The organism is Hippea maritima DSM 10411 (assembly GCF_000194135.1).
GTDB classification, from domain to species: Bacteria; Campylobacterota_A; Desulfurellia; order Desulfurellales; family Hippeaceae; genus Hippea; species Hippea maritima.
This window is the reverse complement of record NC_015318.1, coordinates 280,213-303,930: the sequence shown is the minus strand read 5'-3', so window position 1 is coordinate 303,930 and position 23,718 is coordinate 280,213. Positions and strand designations below refer to the sequence as shown.

General features: G+C 39.3%; 25 protein-coding genes and 1 tRNA gene. 10 read left to right on the top strand and 16 right to left on the bottom strand.

Going from position 1 to position 23,718, the window contains the following annotated elements; translation table 11 throughout:
* Nucleotide 1: 1 nt before the first annotated feature.
* The 9 genes from ileS to HIPMA_RS01520 all read right to left on the bottom strand — a co-directional run bounded on the left by ileS (nucleotide 2) and on the right by HIPMA_RS01520 (nucleotide 9,800).
* Nucleotides 2-2,794, bottom strand: a complete 2,793-nt coding sequence (gene ileS, locus HIPMA_RS01560) for an isoleucine--tRNA ligase (protein WP_013681322.1) — start codon at nucleotides 2,792-2,794, stop codon at nucleotides 2-4.
* Nucleotides 2,794-5,157, bottom strand: coding sequence for a phenylalanine--tRNA ligase subunit beta (pheT, locus tag HIPMA_RS01555; RefSeq protein WP_013681321.1), 2,364 nt, complete (start codon nucleotides 5,155-5,157; stop codon nucleotides 2,794-2,796). Before pheT ends, ileS begins: the two co-directional genes overlap by 1 nt.
* Nucleotides 5,154-6,179 carry a phenylalanine--tRNA ligase subunit alpha gene (pheS, locus tag HIPMA_RS01550; protein WP_013681320.1) on the bottom strand — a complete coding sequence of 342 codons (1,026 nt, stop codon included), beginning with the start codon at nucleotides 6,177-6,179 and terminating at the stop codon, nucleotides 5,154-5,156. Before pheS ends, pheT begins: the two co-directional genes overlap by 4 nt.
* An 83-nt stretch (nucleotides 6,180-6,262) precedes the next feature.
* Nucleotides 6,263-6,610 (bottom strand): 50S ribosomal protein L20, encoded by a 348-nt coding sequence (gene rplT, locus HIPMA_RS01545; protein ID WP_013681319.1) that lies wholly within the window; start codon nucleotides 6,608-6,610, stop codon nucleotides 6,263-6,265.
* A gap of 13 nt (nucleotides 6,611-6,623) precedes the next feature.
* A complete protein-coding gene (rpmI, locus tag HIPMA_RS01540) occupies nucleotides 6,624-6,821 on the bottom strand; it encodes a 50S ribosomal protein L35 (RefSeq protein ID WP_013681318.1) in 198 nt (65 codons plus the stop codon).
* Between the two features lie 9 nt (nucleotides 6,822-6,830).
* Nucleotides 6,831-7,322, bottom strand: a complete 492-nt coding sequence (gene infC / locus HIPMA_RS01535) for a translation initiation factor IF-3 (RefSeq protein ID WP_148226547.1) — start codon at nucleotides 7,320-7,322, stop codon at nucleotides 6,831-6,833.
* A 40-nt stretch (nucleotides 7,323-7,362) separates the two neighbouring features.
* Nucleotides 7,363-9,225 (bottom strand): threonine--tRNA ligase, encoded by a 1,863-nt coding sequence (thrS, locus tag HIPMA_RS01530; RefSeq protein WP_013681316.1) that lies wholly within the window; start codon nucleotides 9,223-9,225, stop codon nucleotides 7,363-7,365.
* Nucleotides 9,226-9,247: 22 nt separating this feature from the next.
* A tRNA-Val gene (locus HIPMA_RS01525) sits at nucleotides 9,248-9,322 on the bottom strand.
* 43 nt (nucleotides 9,323-9,365) lie between these two features.
* Complete coding sequence (locus tag HIPMA_RS01520; protein ID WP_013681315.1) at nucleotides 9,366-9,800, bottom strand: DUF3783 domain-containing protein; 435 nt, start codon at nucleotides 9,798-9,800, stop codon at nucleotides 9,366-9,368.
* A gap of 59 nt (nucleotides 9,801-9,859) precedes the next feature.
* Between HIPMA_RS01520 and HIPMA_RS01515 the strand changes: the two genes are divergently transcribed.
* The 10 genes from HIPMA_RS01515 to HIPMA_RS01470 all read left to right on the top strand — a co-directional run bounded on the left by HIPMA_RS01515 (nucleotide 9,860) and on the right by HIPMA_RS01470 (nucleotide 17,015).
* Nucleotides 9,860-10,381, top strand: coding sequence for a YqhA family protein (locus HIPMA_RS01515; RefSeq protein ID WP_013681314.1), 522 nt, complete (start codon nucleotides 9,860-9,862; stop codon nucleotides 10,379-10,381).
* Nucleotides 10,382-10,453: 72 nt separating this feature from the next.
* Nucleotides 10,454-10,753, top strand: a complete 300-nt coding sequence (gene rplU / locus HIPMA_RS01510; protein ID WP_013681313.1) for a 50S ribosomal protein L21 — start codon at nucleotides 10,454-10,456, stop codon at nucleotides 10,751-10,753.
* An 11-nt stretch (nucleotides 10,754-10,764) separates the two neighbouring features.
* A complete protein-coding gene (gene rpmA, locus HIPMA_RS01505) occupies nucleotides 10,765-11,013 on the top strand; it encodes a 50S ribosomal protein L27 (RefSeq protein ID WP_013681312.1) in 249 nt (82 codons plus the stop codon).
* Nucleotides 11,014-11,982, top strand: coding sequence for a GTPase ObgE (gene obgE / locus HIPMA_RS01500; protein ID WP_013681311.1), 969 nt, complete (start codon nucleotides 11,014-11,016; stop codon nucleotides 11,980-11,982).
* Nucleotides 11,952-13,082 carry a glutamate 5-kinase gene (gene proB, locus HIPMA_RS01495; RefSeq protein ID WP_013681310.1) on the top strand — a complete coding sequence of 377 codons (1,131 nt, stop codon included), beginning with the start codon at nucleotides 11,952-11,954 and terminating at the stop codon, nucleotides 13,080-13,082. Before obgE ends, proB begins: the two co-directional genes overlap by 31 nt.
* Nucleotides 13,083-13,085: 3 nt before the next feature.
* A complete protein-coding gene (locus HIPMA_RS01490) occupies nucleotides 13,086-14,342 on the top strand; it encodes a glutamate-5-semialdehyde dehydrogenase (RefSeq protein WP_013681309.1) in 1,257 nt (418 codons plus the stop codon).
* Nucleotides 14,339-14,968, top strand: coding sequence for a nicotinate-nucleotide adenylyltransferase (nadD, locus tag HIPMA_RS01485; protein WP_013681308.1), 630 nt, complete (start codon nucleotides 14,339-14,341; stop codon nucleotides 14,966-14,968). The genes HIPMA_RS01490 and nadD overlap by 4 nt, the downstream gene beginning before the upstream one ends.
* The gene (rsfS, locus tag HIPMA_RS01480; RefSeq protein WP_013681307.1) at nucleotides 14,965-15,285 is read left to right on the top strand and encodes a ribosome silencing factor; all 321 of its coding nucleotides are present in this window, start codon (nucleotides 14,965-14,967) and stop codon (nucleotides 15,283-15,285) included. The genes nadD and rsfS overlap by 4 nt, the downstream gene beginning before the upstream one ends.
* Nucleotides 15,275-16,507 carry an oxygen-binding di-iron domain-containing protein gene (locus HIPMA_RS08990; protein ID WP_013681306.1) on the top strand — a complete coding sequence of 411 codons (1,233 nt, stop codon included), beginning with the start codon at nucleotides 15,275-15,277 and terminating at the stop codon, nucleotides 16,505-16,507. Before rsfS ends, HIPMA_RS08990 begins: the two co-directional genes overlap by 11 nt.
* Nucleotides 16,476-17,015 (top strand): diguanylate cyclase, encoded by a 540-nt coding sequence (locus HIPMA_RS01470; RefSeq protein WP_083809733.1) that lies wholly within the window; start codon nucleotides 16,476-16,478, stop codon nucleotides 17,013-17,015. Before HIPMA_RS08990 ends, HIPMA_RS01470 begins: the two co-directional genes overlap by 32 nt.
* 13 nt (nucleotides 17,016-17,028) lie before the next feature.
* Here the strand turns inward: HIPMA_RS01470 and HIPMA_RS01465 are convergent, their stop codons facing one another.
* Genes HIPMA_RS01465 through HIPMA_RS01435 form a run of 7 tightly spaced genes read right to left on the bottom strand, consistent with a single transcriptional unit; the run spans nucleotide 17,029 to nucleotide 23,709 of the window.
* Complete coding sequence (locus tag HIPMA_RS01465; RefSeq protein ID WP_013681304.1) at nucleotides 17,029-17,862, bottom strand: SIR2 family NAD-dependent protein deacylase; 834 nt, start codon at nucleotides 17,860-17,862, stop codon at nucleotides 17,029-17,031.
* On the bottom strand, nucleotides 17,849-18,904 hold the full coding sequence (locus tag HIPMA_RS01460) for a radical SAM/SPASM domain-containing protein (RefSeq protein ID WP_013681303.1): 1,056 nt from the start codon (nucleotides 18,902-18,904) through the stop codon (nucleotides 17,849-17,851). The genes HIPMA_RS01465 and HIPMA_RS01460 overlap by 14 nt, the downstream gene beginning before the upstream one ends.
* Nucleotides 18,904-19,551: a potassium channel family protein gene (locus tag HIPMA_RS01455; RefSeq protein WP_013681302.1), complete on the bottom strand. Its 648-nt coding sequence runs from the start codon at nucleotides 19,549-19,551 to the stop codon at nucleotides 18,904-18,906. Before HIPMA_RS01455 ends, HIPMA_RS01460 begins: the two co-directional genes overlap by 1 nt.
* Nucleotides 19,548-20,870 (bottom strand): TrkH family potassium uptake protein, encoded by a 1,323-nt coding sequence (locus HIPMA_RS01450; protein ID WP_013681301.1) that lies wholly within the window; start codon nucleotides 20,868-20,870, stop codon nucleotides 19,548-19,550. Before HIPMA_RS01450 ends, HIPMA_RS01455 begins: the two co-directional genes overlap by 4 nt.
* The gene (locus HIPMA_RS01445) at nucleotides 20,845-21,798 is read right to left on the bottom strand and encodes a glycosyltransferase family 2 protein (protein WP_013681300.1); all 954 of its coding nucleotides are present in this window, start codon (nucleotides 21,796-21,798) and stop codon (nucleotides 20,845-20,847) included. The genes HIPMA_RS01450 and HIPMA_RS01445 overlap by 26 nt, the downstream gene beginning before the upstream one ends.
* Nucleotides 21,795-22,454: a ribulose-phosphate 3-epimerase gene (gene rpe, locus HIPMA_RS01440; RefSeq protein ID WP_013681299.1), complete on the bottom strand. Its 660-nt coding sequence runs from the start codon at nucleotides 22,452-22,454 to the stop codon at nucleotides 21,795-21,797. The genes HIPMA_RS01445 and rpe overlap by 4 nt, the downstream gene beginning before the upstream one ends.
* Entirely contained in the window at nucleotides 22,444-23,709 is a 1,266-nt protein-coding gene (locus tag HIPMA_RS01435; RefSeq protein WP_013681298.1) for a hemolysin family protein, read from the bottom strand. Before HIPMA_RS01435 ends, rpe begins: the two co-directional genes overlap by 11 nt.
* Between the last annotated feature and the right edge of the window lie 9 nt (nucleotides 23,710-23,718).

Sequence of the window (23,718 nt, the reverse complement as noted above, 5' to 3'; positions counted from 1 at the left end):
CCTAACCCCGTCTAACAACCCCGTAACACCTTGCACATACTTTCTCACCCGCAGGATTATCTCCAACCGTAGGGCTATACTTCCAACATCTATCACACTTCTCACCTTCGGCTTTTACAACATATACATCAATACCAGCCTCATCATCATAATACTTCTTTAGATATTCGTCAAGGCTACCAAAGTCAAACTGCGAAACTATGCAAATATCGGCCAGATCATCCTTAGAGAAACCCTCTATAACCTCTCTCATTTTGTCCGATTTTATGTCAACAACAACCTTAGCTTCTAAGGAATTACCTATAAGCTTTTCACTCCTTGCAAGCTCCAAAGCTTTATCTGTTGCTGCCTTTAACTTTCTCAAATTACTCCACTTCTCTATAAGAGCCTCATTTCTATAGGCATCGTTTGGCTTTACAAATTCCTCCATATGAACAGACGGTTTTGCACCGTTCATATAGGAGTATGCCTCCTCTGCGGTAAAGGAGAGTATCGGAGCCATATAGAAAACAATAACCTTCAATATCTCGTCCATAGCCGTTTGGGCAGACAGCCTCTTCTTTGAATCCTTAGCTTCACAGTAAAGCCTATCCTTCAGTACGTCTAAATAAAAATTGGAAAGAACCAATATGCAATAATTGGCCATATTCCTGTAAATCACATGATACTCGTAATCTTCATAGGCCTTTAGCAGCTTTTCCTTTAAATGTTCAGTCTCTGCCAATACCCATTTATCTATCTCTTCAAGCTCATCGTATTTGAGTGCCTTTGATTCATCGAAATCGTTTAGGTTTCCAAGTAAAAATCTAATTGTGTTTCTAATCTTTCTGTAATTATCAACCAGCCTCCTCATTATCTCATCCGAGAGCCTTACATCCTCCCTATAATCGGTTGCAGAGGCCCAAAGCCTCAAAAGCTCAGCCCCGTATTTCTTTATAATTTTTTCAGGCTGTATAACATTACCCAAAGACTTACTCATTTTCCTGCCCTTGGAGTCAACAACAAAGCCGTGCGTTAAAACCTCATCATAGGGAGCCCTATCCCTTGTTCCAACACTCTCAAGCAACGATGAGTGAAACCAACCCCTATGCTGGTCGCTTCCCTCAAGATACATACTTGCAGGCCAGCTTAATTCCTCTCTTCTTTCCAAAACAGCAGCATGGGAAACGCCTGAATCAAACCAGACATCTAATATATCGTTCTCTTTCTCAAACTCGCTGCTTCCACATTGGCATGTATAACCCTCAGGCAGAAAATAGTCAGCATCCTTCTCAAACCAAACATCAGCACCGTATTTTTCTATCTCATCTGCAACCCTATCTATCAAAGACTTATCGTATTGAACCCTACCACACTTCTTGCATTTAAACAGCGCTATAGGCACACCCCAAGCCCTCTGTCGTGATATACACCAATCGGGGCGGGTTTCCATCATAGAGTATATCCTATTTCTACCCCATGATGGAATCCATTTGGTTTTATCTATAGCCTCTAAAGCCTTCTTTCTCAGCTCACCCTTGGGGTTGTCTATAGAGATAAACCACTGTTCCGTTGAACGGAAGATTATAGGGTTTTTACATCTCCAACAGTGGGGATAGGAGTGTGTTATCTTTTCCTGTTTAACCAACATCTCCTTCTGCTTAAGCAACTCTATTATCTTGGGATTCGCTTCAAGCACATGCATGCCGGCAAAATATTCAACCTCAGGCAAAAACCTACCGTCATCATCAACGGGTGAATATATAGGCAAATGATATTTCTTTCCTATAACATAGTCTTCATCACCATGACCTGGTGCTGTATGAACTAGCCCTGTTCCAGCATCCAAAGTAACATGGTCGCCAAGTATAATCCTTGACTCCCTATCGTAAAACGGATGGGCCAATATGTAATCCTCAAGCTCTGCTCCCTTGACGGTCTTTATTATCTCATATTCTTTTATCTCAAACTTCTCCATCAAACCCTTTACTAAATCAGCAGCAACCAAGTATACATGCCTTGGGGTTATCTGAACAAATGCATAATCAAAATTTGGGTTAACCGCAACGGCTAAGTTGGCAGGTAAAGTCCATGGCGTAGTTGTCCAGATGATTGCACTTACGGCCTTACCCAAAAATCTTTTGTCCTCACTACCCAAATCGCTTATAAAGCCAAACCTAACATAGATGGATTCACTCTCATCGTCCTGATATTCTACCTCTGCCAAAGCCAAAGCGGTTTTACAGGAATAACACCAATAAACCGGTTTTTTCTCCTTATAAACCAGCCCCTTTTCAACGAACTTACCCAACTCTCTGAGGGTATCTGCCTCGTATTTGAAATCCATCGTCAGATAGGGATTATCCCAATCGCCAAATACACCTAAACGCTTGAACTCCTCCCTCTGAATGTCTATATACTTTTTGGCATAATCCCTGCACATCCTCCTGAATTCTGACTTGGGCATAGAGTTTTTCTTGTTCTTGCCGATCTCCTTTTCTATATTGTGTTCAATTGGTAAACCGTGGCAATCCCATCCTGGCACATAAGGGGAGTAATATCCCATCATCGTCTTTGACTTAACAACTATATCCTTAAGCACCTTATTTAAAACGTGCCCCATGTGTATATGTCCGTTTGCATAAGGGGGTCCATCATGGAGAATAAACGACGGCCTGGATTTTCTATCCTCCAAAATCTTGTGATAGATGTCCATTTCATCCCACTTTTTAAGCATAACAGGCTCTTTTTGAATAAGATTGGCCTTCATAGGAAAATCTGTTTTAGGCAACAGTAGCGTATCTTTATAGTCCATCATTCCCCCCTGAGCTTTGCATTGAATTTATCCTTTAATCTGGCATAAACATTACCCATTATCTTTTCTATTTCATCCTCGGTAAATGTCTTCTCATCATTTCTCAAAACCACCCTAAAAGTCAAGCTTACCTTGGTTTCATCCTCAAGCTTGTCATAAATATCAAATAGAGCCACCCTATATACACCCTCGATGTTTTTAACCTCTCTTTCTATATCAGACCACCTTATAGCCCTATCAACAACTATAGCCAAATCCCTCCAAACGGTGGGCAGCTTTGGCAATCCCTCATACATTAAATGTCCCACATTCATCTCAGCAAGCCTACTTAGGTTTATCTCACCAATCAAAACACGCACCTTTTTGTCGAACTTCAACTCATAAGCAGTATAGAGATCAGGGTGCAGCTCACCCACATATCCTAAGCTTTTACCATCCACAACAAGCTCTGCTGATCTGCCGGGATGCAGGAACATCCTGTTTGACCTCTCATAGTCAAAAGATACACCAACGATCCCTGCTACAGCCTCACAAACAGCCTTAGCATCATAGAAATCAAATACTCTACCCTTTTGATATATACTGAATTGACTCAATCCCCACAGAAGAAAACCAACATTTATATACTCCTTACAGAAATCGCCATCCTTAAAGAAGCTCCTTCCTATCTCAAAAACAGGAACACTTTTTGCACCTTTGCTTATGTTAAACGCCAACACATCAAGAAGCGAAACAGCCAGATTTGTCCTCATAACATTCTGGGTATCTATTAATGGGTTTTTGAGGTACACAAAGCTATTCTCATTGCCATCAAACAACTTAAGCCTCTCATCATGCACAAAGGAATAGTTCTTTGTCTCAAATAGACCCATATCAGCCAATGTTTTCACAGACTCATTGGCATAGAACTCCACCCTATCCTTAGGTTTGAAGTATACATTAACCACAGGCATGGTATCAGTTATTGAATTATAACCCTTAATTCTGGCAACCTCTTCGGCTATATCAGCCTGCCCCTCTATATCAAACCTGTAGGTAGGAACATCAACCTCAACGACGCCTTCTTTTGTCTGCTCAACACCAAAGCTTAAACCAACCAAGACATCTACAATCTCATCTGATGAATAGTTGCTGCCAAGAAGTTTATTTACACCATCAAAGCTAACGCTTATTCTTTTATTCTTAAACTCTCCTTCTTTTCTATCTATGAACCCCCTGTATACCTTTGCATTTGCATATCTTGAGAGCAAATCAAGGGCATACTTGCTCGCATCCAAAGCTAGATTAGGGTCAACCCCCCTTTCAAACCTATGAGAGGATTCTGTATGGAATTTCAATCTTCTTGCTGTAAGTCTAACACTTACTGGATTAAAGAATGCACTCTCAAGGGCTATGGTTTTGGTAGTATCAGAAACACTTGAAAGTTCACCACCCATAACACCAGCTATAGCTACAGGCCCCTTTTGGTCAGCTATAACAAGCATATCATCTTTAAGCTCATACTCCTTGCCATCCAAAGCCAATATACCCTCACCCTTATTAGCTGGCCTAACAACAATATTGCCGTTCAATTTACTAAAATCAAAGGCATGCATGGGCTGGCCGAGCCCTAAAAGAACATAGTTTGTAATATCAACTATATTGTTTATGGATCTAACCCCGCACTTCAAAAGCCTCATCCTCATGAAAAACGGTGCAGGTTTTACCTCAACATCGGCCAAAGCAAGGGTATATCTGGGGCAGTTTTTATAATCCTCTATCTTAACATCTATAAACTCATCTATTTCTTTATCAATTGTGATAAATTCAGCATCAGGAAACCTGACCCGTTTTTTAAAAATGGCTGCAACATCCCTGGCAACACCCAACATACTCAAGGCATCAGCCCTATTTGGTGTAAGCTCTATCTCAATGATGCTATCATCAAACTCATCCAGGTCAGAGAGTTTCTTACCGTTTTCAAAGGTTCTATCCAATCTAAAAAGCTTGCTGGATGATTCCTCAAGGCCAAGTTCTTCTGCGGATAGAAACATACCCTCAGAAACAAAATCGCCAAACGACCTTCTTTCTATTCTTTTATCACCCACATTAGAGCCAGCTAAAACCACACCAAACTTCTCACCAACCTCAACGCTTTTATCAGCAGTGGCTACATTTATTGTTTTTATGCCAACATCCACTTTGCACAGTGCAAGCTTTTCTGTATAGCTTACATCAACAATCTCTCCTACAACGCTGCCAAATGTCTCTATTCTATCTATACTATCAACCTCAAGTCCGGCCATTGTCAGCCTATCTGCAAGCTCCCTTGGGCTTACATCTATATCAACAAATTCCTTCAGCCACCTATAAGAAATCCTCATAATAGCCTACCTTTTGAATACGAGAATTGCTCCAGAAATCTCAAATCATTTTCAAAGAATAGTTTTATATTATCAATTCCATATTTAAGCATTGCAAAACGCTCAATACCCAAACCAAAAGCAAAACCTACATATTCATCCGGATCGTATCCGCAGTTTTTAAGCACATTGGGATGAACCATGCCGCATCCTAAAACCTCAAGGTATCCAGTATGAGAACAGACCCTGCACCCTTTACCTTTACAAATAATACATCCTATATCAACCTCAGCTGATGGCTCAGTAAAGGGGAAATAACTTGGCCTAAACCTAACAGGAACATCACCGAAGAACATCCTTAAGAATTCACTCAGAACACCCTTTAAATCTGAAAATCTCACATTTTTATCAACAAGCAAACCCTCAATCTGGTGAAACATAGGAGAATGGGTCAAATCAGAATCTCGCCTATAGACCCTACCCGGCGAGATAAACATAACTGGAGGTTTTTGCCTTTTCATCACCCTAATCTGAGTAGGTGATGTGTGTGTTCTTAAAACAACGTTGTCATCTATATAGAAAGTATCTTGCATATCCCTTGCCGGGTGTTCCTTGGGTATATTAAGCATCTCAAAGTTGAACAAATCAAGCTCCACCTCAGGACCGCTTTCAACACCAAATCCAAGGCTCTTAAATATATCTTCAATCTCCATTATGGTCTTTGTTATAGGATGAATTGCACCGAAGTTTGCCCCCCTTGCAGGAAGTGTTATGTCTACAGCCTCTTTCTTTAGGGATTCTTGCTTTGCCCTTTCAAATAGCTCCTTAGACTTATCCTCCAAAAGCCTTTCGCAAAACTCCTTAAGTTCATTTATTTTTTTGCCAAATTCTTTTTTCTCTTCCTCGGATAAACCTTTTAGCTGCTTAAAAAAAGCCGTTATCTTACCCTTTTTGCCTAAAAACTGGGCTTTTAGTTGTTTTAGCTGTTCCTGATTTTCCACATCCTTTAATAGCTGTTCAAACTCCTTTTTGAGCTGTTCCATAAGCACCCCTTAAAATTAAAAAATGCGAAAAAATGCTTATTATAAGCACTTTTTCGCATTATGGTAATCACTTTGGTTCTTTTTTAAGAAGCCTTAACACTCTCTATGAGGTTTTTGAAAGCTTCCGGTTCATAGATAGCCATTTGACTTAAAACCTTCCTGTTTAAGTCTATGTTTTTCTCCTTTAACAGGTGCATAAACTTACTATAACTCAAGCCGTATTCTCTAACAGCCGCATTTATTCTTGTAATCCAGAGTTTTCTAAACTCCCTTTTTCTTACCTTTCTATCCCTATAAGCATAAGCAAGTGCCCTTCTTACGCTCTCCTCTGCGTTCTTATAGGTCGAGTGTCTCCTCTGATAATAACCCTTAGCGAGCTTTAAAATCTTTTTATGTCTTCTTCTTCTCTTGAATCCTGTTTTTACTCTCAACTTTTACCTCCCTTTATCCCCAAGGCATCAACTCTTTGAGGTTGTGTTTAACCTGACCTGATTTTATGCAGTTAGGCCTTTTTAGATTTCTTTTTCTTTTCCTGGTTTTATCAAACAAGAGATGGCTTTTGCCTGCCCTTGCATGTTTAAAATGACCGTTTGCAGTTTTAGAAAATCTCTTCGCCGCAGCTCTTCTTGTTTTAAGCTTCATCTCTTCCTCCTATTTATTTGGCACAAAAGAAACGGTTATTCTCCTGCCTTGATAATCAGGTTTACCCTCGATATTGCCAACTTCAACTAAATCCAATTTAAGTCTTTCTATTAACTCTTCAACAAGTTCCCTTTTATCCATCTCTCTGCCACGCAAGAAAATGTTAAATTTAACCTTATTCTTATCCTCTAAAAAGCTTTTGGCCATTTTCAATTTGGTCTGATAGTCGTTATCAGCTATCCTTGGCCTTAGCTTAAGCTCCTTAACCTTAATAGTCTTTTGAGATTTCTTACTCTTCTGCTGCTTTTTTTGCTTCTCATAGTTGTACTTGCCGTAATCCATTATGCGGCAAACAATTGGATTGCTGTTGGGACTCACAACAACAAGATCCAATCCAGCATTCTCAGCCCTTCTTAAAGCCTCACTTAAAGGAACAACGCCCACCTGCTCGCCTGTTTCGGTTATAAGCCTAACCTTATCAGCTTTAATATTCTCATTAATAGGTGGAAGTTCCTTCTTTCTAAAATCGCCTCTTATGGCATCACCTCCTGCTATCTATTTCTTTTTGTAATCTTTCAATGAATCCATCTATATTCATACAGCCCAGATCGCCTTCTTTTCTCTTTCTAACAGAAATAGTCTTATCTTCAATCTCTTTATCACCTACTACAACAACATAGGGCACTTTGTCGGTTTCTGCAAATCTAATCTTCTTACCAAGCGTTTCATTTCTTTCTTCAATTTCAACCCTTATACCTCTATCCTTAAGCGTTTGATATACATCCTTAGCATAGGCTTCATGTTTTTCAGAAACAGGCAAAACTCTAACCTGAACAGGCGCTATCCAAACAGGAAAATCGCCTTCATAGTTCTCTATTAGAATAGCAATGAATCGCTCTATTGAGCCCAATATAACCCTGTGAACCATTACAGGTTGCTTCTCCTTGCCATCCTCATCCACATAAGTCAGATCAAAGCGCTCAGGAAGCGTAAAATCACACTGAATCGTAGCACACTGCCACTTTCTGCCAAGCGCATCCTTAAGCTTTACATCTATCTTAGGCCCATAAAAAGCCCCATCTCCTTCATTTATATCGTATTCCCTACCTGTATTTTTCAGTGCATTTATAAGGGCGTTAGTTGCCAACTCCCACTGTTGGTCTGTTCCTATTGAGTTTTCAGGCCTTGTTGAAATCTCAAGCTCATATTCAAAACCAAATATATCCATAACATCTTGAACAAAATTCAGAACGCCTATTATCTCATCATTCAGCTGGTCTGGTCTGCAGAATATATGGGCATCATCCTGAGTAAACTCCCTTACCCTTAACAAACCATGTAAAACACCGCTTTTTTCATGTCTATGCACCACGCCCAACTCAAAATAGCGCTTGGGCAATTCCCTGTAGCTCCTCTTTTTGGATTTATAAACCTGTATATGACCCAGGCAGTTCATAGGCTTTATGCCAAAACTCTGGTCATCTATTTCGGTAAAATACATATTTTCCCTATAATGATCAAAATGCCCGCTTCTTTTCCACAGCTGGGTTCTTAAGATCTCAGGGCCTTTTACAAACTCATAACCCCTCTTTAGGTGCTCTTTTCTTTCAAACTCCTCAATTAAATATCTGAGCATAGCACCCTTGGGATGCCAGATAATAAGTCCAGGACCAACCTCGTCGTTTATGCTGAAAAGGTCTAACTGTTTGCCTAACTTTCTATGATCCCTCTTTTTGACCTCCTCAAGAAACTTAAGATACCTGTCCAACTCCTCCTTCGTTGCAAAAGCAGCACCATAGATGCGCTGCAGCATAGGCCTGGCTTCATCACCCTTAAAATAGGCCCCAGCCACATTTAAGAGTTTAAAGTGTTTCAGATACCCTGTCGATGGTATATGAGGACCCCTACAAAGATCTGTAAAATCACCCTGCGTATAAAGACTTACAACATCCTCATCCAGATCTTTAAGTATCTCAACCTTGTATTCATCGCCTTTGTCCTGGAATATCTTTACAGCTTCCTCTTTTGGAAGCTCCTTGCGGGAGAACTTATAATTCGCTCCCACAATCTTTTTCATCTCTTTTTCTATCTTTTTAAGGTCATCATCGGTTATAGTCCTGCCCACATCCATATCGTAATAAAATCCGTTCTCAATAGCAGGACCTATGGCAAACTTGGCTTCTCCGAACACATGCTGAACAGCCTGAGCCATGATGTGGGCTGCAGAATGCCTCAATATCTCAAGACCTTCTTTGGAGTTGATTGTTATAAACTCAATATTCTTATCGCTATCAAGCGTTGTATCCAAATCAACAACCTTACCCTCTATCTTAGCAGCAATAATATCCTTTAGCTTATTCTTCTTAACATACTCTAATAGATTTGTGCCTTTTTTTAATTCCACTTTTTCTTCCTCAAAATAAAAATGGTGGGCGCAAGTGGTTTCGAACCACTGACCTCTTGCGCGTCAAGCAAGCGCTCTCCCCCTGAGCTATGCGCCCACATAAAGTTGCGAAAAGTTGTTATCATTTTAACAATATTTTGTCAAGAGCTTTGATTTTTATGGTTGGACTGAGCCTTTCTTTTTCTTATCTCCTCCGATTCTTTTTTTAACTCCTCTATCAAATCCTTAAACAGCCAATCTTTGGATGTTTCGGTCAATACAGCCACAAGCTGAACAGGTATATCCAAACCCTTGAATTTCTTTAAAAACTCAAGCAGCTCTTTTTCTGAAAAACCGCTCATTATGACAGTTTTTGGATAATCCGTATTTTCATCCAAACACCTGCCATCATCACCCCTAAATATATCCTCAACAACCCTATCTGTATCACCCAAACAGGAAAACAAAACCTTAAGGTTCTTGGAATGGGAGCGAGAAAACTCTATAAGCCTTTGTCTTTCCTGCTTGGAAAACCCCGCATACAAAACTGCATACTCCCCAAACAGTCTCTTATCTGTCTCCCTGATTCTTTCCATACACCCCTCCTCGTTTAAAAAATAGACACAAGACCAACATGTATGTTAAATTATCACCGATGGACAAAAGAAGCAAATTGGAAATAGTCTTTGAAAGGCTGCTGTGGAAGAGCAGGCTCATAGTTGTAACAGCTGTAATATTTGGTATGATCGGTGCCTTCATAATGTTCATCGCGGCAAGCTTTGACATATGGCACACAGCAAAGGATACAATTGGTTTTTTTGCTGGCCATTACACAGAAGAGGAAGAGTTTCACAGTAGACTAATAAGTCAGGTAATAGGTGCAGTGGATCTATACCTAATAGCCGTTGTTATGCTGATCTTTTCGTTTGGACTTTATGAGTTATTCGTAAGTGACATAGATGATGCAGAAGATACCAAAGTAGGAAAGAGAATTTTGTCAATTCACTCTTTAGATGAACTAAAGGATAAAATAGGCAAAGTCGTTGTCATGGTGCTAATTGTCAGCTTCTTTAAAAGAATGCTTCATATGCACTTTGACAGCCCCATGCACATGCTTTACTTTGCTTTGTGTATCCTCGCACTATCTTTAGCTCTTTATTTGATGCACAAGCACTAAAAATTTGACAAAAGATGGTAAATTTTGTATTAGCTTAAGGCTAAATTTGAAGGGAAAGAAGGGGTGTTAGCGATGTTTGCAGTTATAGAGACCGGTGGAAAGCAATACATAGTAAAAGAGGGAGACATCATCAAGGTAGAAAAACTACCAGTAGAGGACAAAAGCGAGATATCCTTTGACAAGGTTTTGATGGTTGGAGATAAGGTTGGTGCTCCTTATGTTGAAAATGCAAAAGTAGAAGCCAAGGTTATAAGAACAGCAAAAGCTAAAAAGGTTATAGTGTTTAAATTCAAAAGAAGAAAAGGATATAAAAGAAAAAAGGGGCATAGGCAGTATTTCACAGAGGTAAAAATCACAAAGATAGTATCATAGGGGGAATATAAATGGCTCACAAGAAAGGTCTTGGAAGCACCAAAAACGGAAGGGATAGTATAGGTAAACGCTTAGGCGTAAAAAGAGCTGATGGGCAGATGGTAAAAGCTGGTGAAATACTGGTTCGCCAGAGGGGAACCAAGTGGCACCCTGGTAAAAATACAGGCAAAGGTAAGGACGATACACTTTTTGCTTTAGTTGCAGGTACAGTGAAATTCGAAGAAAAGCTTGGTAAAAAGTTTGTCAGCGTTTATCCGTAAATGTTTATCGACTATGCCAGAATCCATGTAAAGGCAGGGGATGGCGGCAGAGGGATTGTAAGCTTTAGACGAGAAAAGTATGTCCCCAAGGGTGGTCCTGACGGTGGAGATGGCGGCAGAGGGGGCGATGTAATACTCAAGGCCTCAAAGGACGAAAACACTTTGAGGTCTTTTCGTTTTAAAAAACGCTTCACAGCAGAGAACGGCCAGCCGGGTGGCTCAAACAACAAAACAGGAAGAAGTGGCAAAGACCTAATCATTACTGTTCCAGTTGGCACTATAGTTAAGGATGAAGAAGACAATATAATTGCAGATCTAAATCAAGATGGCCAAACCGTTGTCATTGCAAAAGGCGGCAAGGGTGGAAAGGGCAATGCCGCATTTGCAAGTCCAACAAACAGGGCACCTCGTGTTGCAAAACCTGGTAAGCCGGGTGAGGAGAAGGATATAGTTTTAGAGCTAAAGCTTTTAGCCGATGTTGGCCTTGTTGGATTTCCAAATGCAGGCAAATCATCCCTGATCAGGGCTGTTTCTGATGCAAAACCAGAGATAGCAAACTATCCATTTACCACACTTCAACCACACTTAGGTTATGTGTTTTTCGATGATAAGGATTTTATAATCGCCGATATTCCGGGCATCATAGAAGGTGCACACAAGGGCAAAGGGCTCGGTTTGAGGTTTCTGAAACATATAGAAAGAACGGCTATTTTGCTGTTTGTTTTGGATATTACAGACGAACCGAAAGAAAAATATGAAAAGCTCTTAAAAGAACTCAAAGAATACAATCCCGAACTTCTAAAAAGGAAAAGGGCTATAGCCCTGAACAAGATAGATCTGTTTGATAAAATCGATGAAAAATTATATAAAGGATTATTTTCAAAGAAAGTATTTCTCATAAGCGCTTTAAAAAAGGAAGGCTTAAAACCTTTATTGAAATGGATAAGCGAGAATTTAGAGAAAGGCTAAATCAAGCCAGGCGCATAGTAATCAAAATAGGCAGCGGGGTCATATCAAACAACGGCTCTGTCGATAAAAACACCCTAAAATCCATCGTTGAAGACATAGCAAATCTAAAAAACAGAAAAAAACAGATCCTCATTGTGTCCAGCGGGGCTGTAGCAAGTGGAATGGGTATAATGGGGGTAAAAAAACGCCCAGACAACATAGTGAACCTTCAGGCGCTTGCCTCTTTGGGTCAGCCAGAACTGATAAACATATACAAAGAGCTATTTGAAGGATTTGGCATAAAAACATCACAAATTCTGATTACGGTTGATGATATACAAAACAGGCGCAGGTTCATAAACGCCAAAAACACGCTCCTTACCTTGCTAAAATGGGATATACTGCCAATAATAAACGAAAACGACACGGTTGTCATAAAGGAGTTGAGGTTTGGAGACAACGACAACCTATCATACCACATACTAAACCTCATTGAGGCGGATGCTCTTGTGATACTAAGCACCATAGATGGGCTATACACAAAAAACCCGCAGGATTCCAAAGCCCAATTCATTGAAGCAATAGATGAGACGGTAAACTTTGAAGACAACGGCAAAAGCCTTCTTGGTAGTGGAGGCATAAAAACAAAGATAGAGGCAGGCCTCAACGCAGCCAAATTGGGAAAACTTGCCTGCATAATAAACGGCAAAACCCCCAATGCCATAAAACAGCTATTCAATGATAGCGAGTTTAGGTTCTCATACTTCATACCCAAAACACATACAATCAACTCAAAGAAATCGTGGATCATAAACTGCATGCCTGCAGGTGTGGTGGTTATAGACGAAGGGGCAGAGAAAAACATATTAAACAACAAAAGCCTCTTGCCAAGCGGCATAAAAAAGGTCTATGGCGGATTTGGCAGGGGTGATGTGATCAACATAGAAAACGAGGAAGGCGACCTTGTGGCAAAGGGTATAACAAATTACGACTCAAGCGAGATAGAAAGGATAAAGCAGCAGCACTCAAACGAGATCGTAAACATATTGGGATACAAATACTCAAACGATGTAGTTCACATAGACAACATGGCGCTAACAAAATACCATTCGGAGGAATAAAGAATGTCATTAAAAGAAAGGATAGAGCAACTCGCCCATAACACAAAAACAGCAAGCCAGAGCCTGGCAAAACTCACAGAGGATAGGATAAACGCCGCATTGGAGAAACTTGCAGAACTAATAGACAAAAACAGACACAAGATAAAAGAAATCAACGAAATAGACATAAAAAACGCCAAAAAGATAAACTTGAAAGCCTCTCTCATCGACAGATTGCTTTTAAACGACAAAAGGATCGATGGCATGATAGAGGCTGTTGAAACCGTTATAAAGCTAAAAAGCCCTGTGGGTAAGGTAATCGATGGGTGGAGACTTGAAAACGGGTTAAACATAGAACGGGTTAAAGTCCCGATAGGGTGTCTTGGCATAATCTATGAATCAAGACCCAATGTAACGGTTGATGCCTCCATTCTGTGCTTAAAATCATCAAACGGTGCTATACTAAAAGGTGGTAAGGAGGCGATAAACTCAAACAGGCTATTGGTGGGGCTAATAAAAGAGGCTTTATCAAGCCACAACATCAACGAAAATGTTGTAAACTTCATAGATGAAACAGACAGAGACGCAGTGTTATACATGCTTAAGTTGGATAAATACATCGATGCTATTGTGCCAAGGGGCGGCGAGGGATTGATCAGATTTGTCAGCGAAAATGCCACAATGCCTGTGATAAAACACGATAAGGGTTTATGCCACGGTTATGTTGATGAATCTGCAGATTTAGAGAAGGCACTTTCTATAACATACAACGCCAAGGTGCAAAGACCGGGCGTTTGCAACGCCTTGGAGACACTTCTGGTTCATAAAAACATAGCGCAAGAGTTTTTGGTTAAATTTAAGGAGTTGATGGATAGTGCGGGTGTTGAGCTAAGAGGATGCAGTGAAACATTGAAGATACTGCCAGATATAAAGTTAGCAGAAGAAGATGACTGGCATACAGAGTATTTAGACTTGATACTCTCAATAAAGATCGTGGATAGCATAGACGAGGCAATAGAGCATATAAACAGATACGGTTCACACCATTCCGAAACCATAATAACAGAAAACCACACAAACGCCGAACGCTTCTTAGATGAGGTTGACGCTGCTTGTGTTTATGTAAACGCATCGACACGCTTCACAGATGGTGGCGTGTTTGGATTTGGGGCAGAGATAGGCATAAGCACCAATAAACTGCATGCAAGAGGGCCTGTAGGTCTTGATGAGCTAACAACATACAAATACAAAATCAGGGGAAATGGACAGATAAGAGAGTGAGAATAGCTATATTTGGCGGCTCTTTCAATCCGATACACATAGGGCACCTAAGGGGTGCTATAAGCGTTTATGAAACCTTCCTTCTGAATAAGGTGGTGTTTATGCCTGCTGGCAACCCGCCGCATAAGAGGGTTGAACAAACAACGCCCCAGCAGAGATACCAAATGGTAAAACTGGCCACAGAGGGTATGGATTTTTTTGAGGTCTCAAGGCTTGAAATAGACAAAAAGGATGTTAATTATACCATAGAAACCGTTTATGAGTTTAGAAAAGACCATTTAAATGACGAGTTGTTTTTCATCGTAGGAACAGATGCCTTTTATCAGCTGGATAGCTGGAAAAACCACAAAGAGCTTGTTGGGGCGATAACATTCATACTGATAAAGAGACCTGAATATAACACAAGTGCGATACTTGAAAAATACTCCGATATAGTGGATTTCAAAAGGGTGGAGAAAAAGGGTGAGTATAAGGCTGAAAAAAACACGGTTTACATTTACACGCCACCTGCTTTTGATGTATCATCAAGTATAATAAGAAATAAGATCAAACAGGGTGAGTGTATCAGGTATTTACTGCCGGAGAAAGTTGAAAAATTCATTAAAGAAAAGGGGTTGTACAGGTGAAGGAAAAATTACTGAAGATTTTGGAAGATAAAAAGGTAGAGGATATAACGGTTTATGATCTAAGGATGAAGTCGGCTCTATTTGATTTCTTCATTATAGGCACGGTAAGTTCAAATAAGCAGGTTTATGCGATATTTGACGAGATAAAAAAATCCGGCATCGACATCCATCATATTGAGGAAACGGCAGATGGCGGATGGACGCTGATAGATTGTTTTGATGTTGTTATACATCTGTTTACGGAACAAAAAAGAAAAGAATACGACTTAGACTCACTCTGGAGAGAAACGGAAAAAAGAAGGGAAGATGAATCTTAACGAACCTGTAGAGATAGCAGAAGGGATCTTCTGGGTTGGCGCTGTTATACCACAAGATCAATTTCAATGCCATGTATATTTGATCAGAAACGGGGATGAATCTATTCTGATAGACCCCGGTTCGCGCATAACATACGATATTACAAAGAAAAAGATCGAACAGCTCGTAAAACTAAAGGATATCAAATACCTAATTTGCCACCACCAAGACCCTGATATAATCGGCTGCATAGACCAACTGATAAAAGATACAGGCAAAGCAGAAAGATACATTATAACGCATTGGCGCGCATGGGCTTTGCTCAAGCATTGTGATTGGGATGCAAAGCTATACGAAGTAGAGGAAAATGGATGGAAGCTAAAGGCGGGAGATAGGCTTTTGAAGTTCATCTTTACCCCCTACATGCATTTCCCCGGAGCCATCTGTACATACGACACCGAAACAAAGGTTCTATTTTCAAGCGACATATTTGGCGGATTCACGCCAGAATTTGAACTATTTGCAAAAAACTCCGAAGATTACTTTGAAAAACTTAAGCCGTTCCATGAGCACTACATGCCAAGCAATTCAATACTGAGAAACGGTTTATCGAATATAGAAAAATTCGATATAGAACTAATTGCACCTCAGCACGGTTCCATTATAAAAAAAGAGTTCATAAAGCCAATTATAGAGAAAATGAAAAAACTGGAATGTGGTCTATTTGGAAAATTCACAAATACACGGGATGTCATTAAATTATCCAAATTGAACGACGTCTTAGAAGAGATAATACAAATCATAGCATACCAAGAGCGCTTCTACAAAATAATAGATAAATTCTTAGATAACCTAAGACAGTTTTACAACATCGACTCTATTAAAGCATTTGTTATGGATATTGAGGAAACAGGGATTTTAGAGCTAAGCTCAAAGAAAACGGCAATCGCATCTCTAAAAGATGAAAATAAATTAAAACAAATGATAGAAGCCTCAAGCTACATAAAAAACGGCGCCATATTCTTTAAACCCTCACAGCTCCATACGATTTTTGGTATAGAAGATCCGTCGTACACATTCCCCATAAAAGACAAAGATGGAAGGTTTTACGGCGTATGCTTCATAATCTTCAATCCCGATGATTTTAACGTTTATAAGGACTTGGAAATACTATCTAAATTTGAAATACCAATCTCAATGGCAATCTTAACTGAAAGAAAGGAATATTGCACAAAAAAATAAGATTATCCAACTGCACGAAGAAGCAGTAAGGGACCCCCTAACAGGTCTATTCAACAGGCGGTACATGAACCTATTAGCTGAAATAGAGTTTAAGAAAACAAAACGTTACTCTCACCCGCTATCCGTTTTGATGATAGACATAGACCACTTTAAAAACATAAACGACAAATACGGACACAAGCTCGGCGATCTGGTGTTAAAACACGTGGCCCATGAGATAAAAAACCACATAAGATCATCGGATATACCCATTCGCTACGGCGGTGAAGAGTTCGTCATCATCCTGCCGAACACAACAAAGGAAAGCGCCTTCATATTGGCTGAAAGGATAAGAAACCACATCGCCGCAACACCAATTTTTGTAGACGGAATGGAAATAAGGTGCACGGTCAGCATAGGTGCATCCTCAATGGAGGACTGCCCGGAAACATTTGAAGAACTCGTTAATAACTCAGACAAAAAGATGTACCTCGCAAAGCAAAGCGGCAGAAACAGAACTATAATTTAATAAAACCGTCAGTTTATCCAAATATCATTCTTTGAATTATCTCAAACGACTCCTTTGCCTTCTTTTGAATGAACAGATCAGGTTTGCATACGGCTGTTGATGAAAGATCAGGGTTAATTGTGATTACAAAAGAACCTTTGGACTGAAACCTAATAGCCAGATAATCGTTTGTTGGTACGGCTGAAGAAGAGCCTATAAGAAATATCAAATCCGGAACACCCACATCATCAACAAAAGTATTGTAATTTCTTATCTGATATTCGTTCTCCACATAGCCCCAATCACCAAACATCAATATGTTGGGTCGCAAAAGCTCTCCACAGTGTGGGCATTTAGGTAGGTTGGACGCTATCATGGTTTCATAGTCTAAATCGCACAGAGGCACATCCCTATTTTCTTTCACCTTGTATTCACATGAATAACCCCTCATGCATTGAAGTCGCCACATAGAACCATGAACCTCATACACAAGCGATTCCTCAAGCCCTGAAATAATATGATAACCATCCGTATTTGTCGTATGGACAAAGGATTTTTTGAATACCTCTTTTATTAGTCTATTTATTATATGATATCCCAGGTGGGGTTTATTCTGGTGTGCGTTGCGCCTGCGCCACTCATAAAATGCCCAAGCATATTGAGGCCTAACCTCAAAACTGTACGGGTTTGCAAGATCTATGGCATTAAGCCCTAATCTTTTAAAAACGGGAAAGTTACGCCAATAACCTTCTTTATCCCTGAATGTAGGTATGCCACTATCTGCACTCATACCGGCACTGGTTAAAAACAGGCAACTCTCTGCGTTTTTTATCCTTTCTTCAAGTATTCCAAAATCATTCACCTTCATAAACACCACCCTCCACAAAACAGTAAGGGTCTATAGCCAAATAATCACCAAAATAGGCATCGGCTCGCGCCCTACAACCACCGCATACATTTATATACCTGCAGCTTGCACATTTTTTATTATATGATGAGAAATCCCTTAACTTCTTGAAAATATCGGAGTTGTACCAGATATTCAGAAACCCATCTTCCAACACATTACCCGCATCCCTCAAAAAATAGCTACACGGTTTAACCCTGCCATCAAAACCTATAAAAGCTATTAACTGGCCTGCAACACAACCCTTTGCACCACCGGTTGAAAATTTAAGCGTCCTTCTTTTAAAACCGATCCCCTTACTTTTGCTTTCAATATCCACAAGCGCATAGTACTCAGGTGCACAGGTGGGCCTTACCAATATATCCTTTTCATTCAATTCCATTTGAAAATGCCATTTTAATATTTCTTTATAATTCTCCTTGTCTATTAGTTCCTCTCTTATCTCTTCCGCCCTGCCTGTGGGTACTATCATAAACATATACCAGGCCTTTGCACCCAAAAATTTAGCTAACCTGTATGTATTTTCTATGTCACTTTGATTGCGCTTAGTAAATGATGAATTGATTATAAATTCAACACTCGTTTCCCTTAAGATATTTGCAGCCCTAACTGTGGCATCGAAGGCTCCTTTAACCTTCCTAAAATCATCATGCACTTCAGCGGTTGAACCATCCAAACTCAAAGACACTATATCTATGTGTTTTTTAATCTTTAAAGCCAAACCTTCATCAATCAGCGTCCCGTTTGTTGCAAGTCCCACTCTCATACCTTTTGAATGTATAAAATCGGCTATATCAAATACATCCTCCCTTAGGAGTGGCTCACCGCCGGTTAAAACAACAACGGGCTTAAACTGTTCTGATATCTCCTCTATGATGTTTGTTATATCCTCAAAGCTTAATCTATCTTCTAAATTCATCGATGCAGATGTTCTACAATGAATACAATTGAGATTACAGCGTGGAGTTATCTCAAAAGCCAACCATTTTAATCCAAATTCCATTATTCCTTCAACCTCTCTATATCTTCTTTTTTAGCAACAACGATCAATATATCGTTTTTTAGTATTATATCGTTTGGTAAGGGGTTTATGTTAACCCGCTTCTCCCTCTCTATACCTATTATATTTAGACCAAATTTTTTTCTAACATCAAGCTCTATGATGCTTTTGTTAAAAAACATCTCTGGAGCTTTTATCTTTGCTAATAAATATCTGCCCGTTGAATCCAAAGCCTCAATCACATCAAGGCCAGCTAAGTGGTTCGCCAAATCAACTCCTTTTTCCTTCTCCGGAAATATAACCCTTCTGGCACCCACCTTTGCCAAAACCCTACCGTGCAGAGGGCTTGTGGCCTTTGCATATATATCCTCAATACCAAAACCGTGCAATATAGCAACGGCCAGAACGCTTGTCTCTATGTTATTGCCAACGGAAACAACAACCGTAGTTGCATTATTTACGCCTATCTGCTTTAGAGCTACCTCATCCGTACAATCTGCCTGATAAACATTATCTATCTTTTGAGCCATATCTTTTACTTTTTCCTCATCGTTATCTATGCATATAAGCTCTTTCCCTAGTTCGTAAAGCCTTTCTGCTACACTTCGACCAAATCTACCTAAACCTATAATACAAAACAACTCACTCATACAAAAATTCTCCCCTCTGCCAACCTGTAGTGTTTGGTTGACTTTCTTCTAAAGAGGGCAACAGAAAAACTAAACAACCCCACCCTTCCTACAAACATCAACACAATTATAATCAATTTACCCAAATCATCAAAAGAGCCGGATAAGCTTACATTGGTATTGCCTATGGACAACCCAACCGTAGAGATAGCCGAAACCGATTCAAACAAAACCTTTAAGAAATTCACATTTTCTATATCGCTAAGAATAAAAGACGAAAGAGAAACAACTATAAATGAAAGTGATAATACAACAAACGACTTATACACCACCTCATCCGAAACTCTTCTTTTGAAGGCATTCACGTCTTTCTCTCCCCTGATATATGAATAGATAGCCTTCAAAACCACAAATGCCGTAGTTGTTTTAATTCCGCCACCTGTACCGCCTGGTGATGCACCAATAAACATCAGAATAACAAACAGAAAGATGGTAGAGTTGTGCATATAACTTAAATCTATAGTATTAAAACCTGCAGTTCTTGTGGTTATACTCTGAAAGAAACTAACAAGCGCATCTTTTAAAAAACTGTGGTGTGCTAATATACCATTTCTTTCAAGCAAAAATATCAATAATGCACCACCTATTATCAAAGCTGCAGTAAAACTCAAGACAGCCTTTGTATGCAAGGACAAATAGCTTATCTTGCCCTTTTTATACAGAAACAGTTCATCAATCACGATAAACCCAATACCACCCAAAACAATCAAAGACATGATAGTAAAATTAACCACTACATTGTATTTATAACCCACCAACGAGTCGGCAAAAAGAGAAAAACCGGCATTATTGAAGGCGCTTATTGAATGAAAAACGGCATAATAAAGCCCCTTTTCAAGCCCCATTTTAGGCGCAAAAGCAAACATTAAGATAATAGCCCCAACAAGCTCACAAAAAATACCAAAAAACATTATCCTCTTAAAAAAAGAAGTTATTGAATGCATCTCTGGATAATTTAACGCCTCTTTTAACAAAAGTTTATCCTTATAAGTGAGCTTCCTTTTAAAGGCTATCATGACAAAGGAAGTCATACTCATATATCCAAAACCACCAACTTGAATAAGTGCCAAGATCACAATTTGGCCAAAAAGGGTAAAATGACTCATAGGCAGTGTTATAAGACCTGTCACACATACCGCCGAAGTTGAAGTAAACAGTGCATCAACCAAAGATGTACCGTTTTTTGAGGAAAACGGAAGTAAAAGAAGCACGCACCCCAATACTATAACAGCAAAAAAACCTAAAACTATAGCCTTAAGCGGATTTTTCGTTATCGTCATTCAGAATTGTTCTTATGTTATATATCTTTTTGTTTTGGCTTTCGTAGTATATTCGAGTCAATATTTCGCTTATTATCCCTATGCCTACCAGATTTATACCTGTCAATATGAGTAAAACGCCCAAAAGCAGTAAAGGCCTATTACTTAAAGAAACACCAAAGAATATCTTTTGAACAGCCAAATATCCATCTATTAGAAAACCCAAAAAGAACATGAAAAAACCGGCAATTCCGAAAAAATGTATAGGGCGTGTCATAAATTTCTGCATAAAATAAACCAGTATTAAATCAACAATGACTCTGAAGGTCCGAGAGAGGTTATATTTACTTCTGCCAAACTTTCTGGGGTGATGATTAACCTCAACCTCAGTTATGCTTGCACCGTAGATATTTGCTAAAGCCGGAATAAACCTGTGCATCTCCCCGTACATATGCAAATTTTTGGCAACACAAGATCTGTAGGCTTTCAAAGAGCACCCGTAATCATGAAGCTCTACCTTTGTTATCTTACTTATGAGTTTGTTAGCAACTTTTGAAAGAAAAACCCTTTTAGGCTCATCCTGTCTATTCTTTCTCCAACCGCTTACAACATCATAACCCTTATCAAGCTTTTCTATAAGTTTTGGTATATCCTCCGGATCGTTTTGAAGATCCCCATCCATACTTACAATAATCTCGCCATGAGCGTAATCAAATCCAGCAGCCATTGCAGCTGTCTGGCCAAAATTTCTTCTGAAACGTATAACCTTAAACTGTTTATCTTTATCAGTTATCTTTTTAAGTTCCTCAAATGTTCCATCATTTGAGCCATCATCCACAAAAATTATCTCATGATCATAACCGTTTTTTATCATTACATCCTTTATTTTTTCATACAAAAGCCCTACATTTTCCTTTTCGTTATAAACAGGTACAACAACACTTATCATAAAAGCTCCCTAAACTCTTCTATCGTTTTTTTGTAATCATCGCTTGAAAATATAGCACTACCAGCCACAAACACATCAACACCCTTTTTTGAAAGCATGCCAATATTCGTCCTGTTTATGCCACCATCAACCTCAATGAGAAAATTAAGTCCGTTCTCCTCTCTAAATCTGGCTAGCCATTCCACTTTCTTTATTATGTTTGATATGTATTTCTGACCACCAAAACCGGGGTTAACGCTCATAACAAGCACCATATCCACAAACTCAAGCACATACTCAAGCACCTGAGGGGGCGTAGCTGGATTCAATGCCACAGCAGGTTTTGCTCCAAGTTCAGTAATTCTATTTACAACCCTATTCAAATGCACCACAGATTCCTGATGCACGCACAGATAATCAGCACCCGCCTCAACATATCTTTCAAGCCACATATCCGGTGCCTCTATCATCAGATGTACATCCAGAGGAACTTTAGACACCCTTTTAATTTGAGAAACAATAAACGGCCCGAAGGTCATATTGGGAACAAAATGGCCATCCATTATATCTAAATGCAGCATATCGCATCCGGCATTCTCAACAGCCATAATTTCATCAGCTAAATGTGTAAAATCGCACGATAAAAGCGATGGTGCTATAAGTTTATTATTTTTCAATTCTTCTCACCTCTACCTTTTCTATTTTTTTACCACTAATCTTTAACACCTTTATCTTGTACTTGCCTTCCAGCTCAAATTCATCACCCTCATTGGGAATCCTGTCAGCTAAATCATAAACAAGCCCCGCTACAGTTTCATACTCCTCCATGTAGCTTTCCTTGTTTATATTCAATTTTTCGCAGAAATCGTCAAGATCCATTCCTGCATCAACAATATATACCCCGCTATCCAATTTTACAAATTCATCCTCTTCCCTTTCATCATACTCATCCCTTATATCTCCCACAATTTCCTCTAATATATCCTCCATAGTCACAAGGCCTGCAACACCACCATATTCATCAATCACAATTGCAACATGTATATGTTTGGCCTGAAACTCCTTAAACAAATCGTATATGTGTTTGGTTTCAGGCACAAACATAGCGCCCCTTAATACCTCTTTAATACTTATTGAGTGGATATCCTTCTCTTTTGCCTTTTTAATTAAATCTTTAATGTAAACTATACCCACTATGTTATCCAATGTTCCATCATATGCAGGAATACGCGAATACTCATACTCCTCAATCAAGTTTAGTAGCGTATCTATAGAACTCTCCACATCCACACAAACCATCTCAGTTCTCGGAACCATTATCTCTTTTACTGAGATCTCCTTTATATCTATAATATTGTGCATCATCTCGCGTGTTTGATTTTCCAGGATCCCCTCTTTCTCACTAACATTTATCATAAATTCAAGCTCTTCTTCAGTTATCAAAGGCTTTTCTTTACCCACTTCACCACCTACAACCTTTATTACACCCGTTGCAAATATATTGATAAGATATGTAAATGGATAGAACAGATAGTACAAAAAAGCCAAAATCTTTATAGAAACTTCAGCAAATCTCTCCGCATTGTGCTTTGCAAAGGTTTTTGGTGTTATCTCACCGAAAAATAGTATTAAAACAGTCATAATTGCAGTAGTTGCGGCAAGTTGAGAGGATCCGGATAATTTCATAGCCAAATCACCTGCCAAAACAGAAGCAAATATATTAACTACATTGTTACCAATAAGAATTGTATTTAACATTTTGTTCGGATGGTTTAACCATAAAGAAAAGTATTTCGCGTTTTTACCGCCTCCTTGAACAATTTGAGACACTTTGAGTGGGCTTAAAGATGTCAAAGCAGTCTCAGAAGACGAGAAAAACGCACTGGCAATTAAAGAAACAACTATCAGAAAACCTTCCAAATTTACACTCATGCCTTATCT

Coding starts and splice junctions, on each gene's coding strand:
- ileS (WP_013681322.1), bottom strand. CDS start 2,794: ATGGACTATAAAGATACGCTACTGTTGCCTAAAACAGATTTTCCTATG.
- pheT (WP_013681321.1), bottom strand. CDS start 5,157: ATGAGGATTTCTTATAGGTGGCTGAAGGAATTTGTTGATATAGATGTA.
- pheS (WP_013681320.1), bottom strand. CDS start 6,179: ATGGAACAGCTCAAAAAGGAGTTTGAACAGCTATTAAAGGATGTGGAA.
- rpmI (WP_013681318.1), bottom strand. CDS start 6,821: ATGAAGCTTAAAACAAGAAGAGCTGCGGCGAAGAGATTTTCTAAAACT.
- HIPMA_RS01520 (WP_013681315.1), bottom strand. CDS start 9,800: ATGGAAAGAATCAGGGAGACAGATAAGAGACTGTTTGGGGAGTATGCA.
- HIPMA_RS01515 (WP_013681314.1), top strand. CDS start 9,860: ATGGACAAAAGAAGCAAATTGGAAATAGTCTTTGAAAGGCTGCTGTGG.
- rplU (WP_013681313.1), top strand. CDS start 10,454: ATGTTTGCAGTTATAGAGACCGGTGGAAAGCAATACATAGTAAAAGAG.
- rpmA (WP_013681312.1), top strand. CDS start 10,765: ATGGCTCACAAGAAAGGTCTTGGAAGCACCAAAAACGGAAGGGATAGT.
- obgE (WP_013681311.1), top strand. CDS start 11,014: ATGTTTATCGACTATGCCAGAATCCATGTAAAGGCAGGGGATGGCGGC.
- proB (WP_013681310.1), top strand. CDS start 11,952: ATGGATAAGCGAGAATTTAGAGAAAGGCTAAATCAAGCCAGGCGCATA.
- HIPMA_RS01490 (WP_013681309.1), top strand. CDS start 13,086: ATGTCATTAAAAGAAAGGATAGAGCAACTCGCCCATAACACAAAAACA.
- HIPMA_RS08990 (WP_013681306.1), top strand. CDS start 15,275: ATGAATCTTAACGAACCTGTAGAGATAGCAGAAGGGATCTTCTGGGTT.
- HIPMA_RS01465 (WP_013681304.1), bottom strand. CDS start 17,862: ATGAAGGTGAATGATTTTGGAATACTTGAAGAAAGGATAAAAAACGCA.
- HIPMA_RS01460 (WP_013681303.1), bottom strand. CDS start 18,904: ATGGAATTTGGATTAAAATGGTTGGCTTTTGAGATAACTCCACGCTGT.
- HIPMA_RS01455 (WP_013681302.1), bottom strand. CDS start 19,551: ATGAGTGAGTTGTTTTGTATTATAGGTTTAGGTAGATTTGGTCGAAGT.
- HIPMA_RS01450 (WP_013681301.1), bottom strand. CDS start 20,870: ATGACGATAACGAAAAATCCGCTTAAGGCTATAGTTTTAGGTTTTTTT.
- HIPMA_RS01445 (WP_013681300.1), bottom strand. CDS start 21,798: ATGATAAGTGTTGTTGTACCTGTTTATAACGAAAAGGAAAATGTAGGG.
- HIPMA_RS01435 (WP_013681298.1), bottom strand. CDS start 23,709: ATGAGTGTAAATTTGGAAGGTTTTCTGATAGTTGTTTCTTTAATTGCC.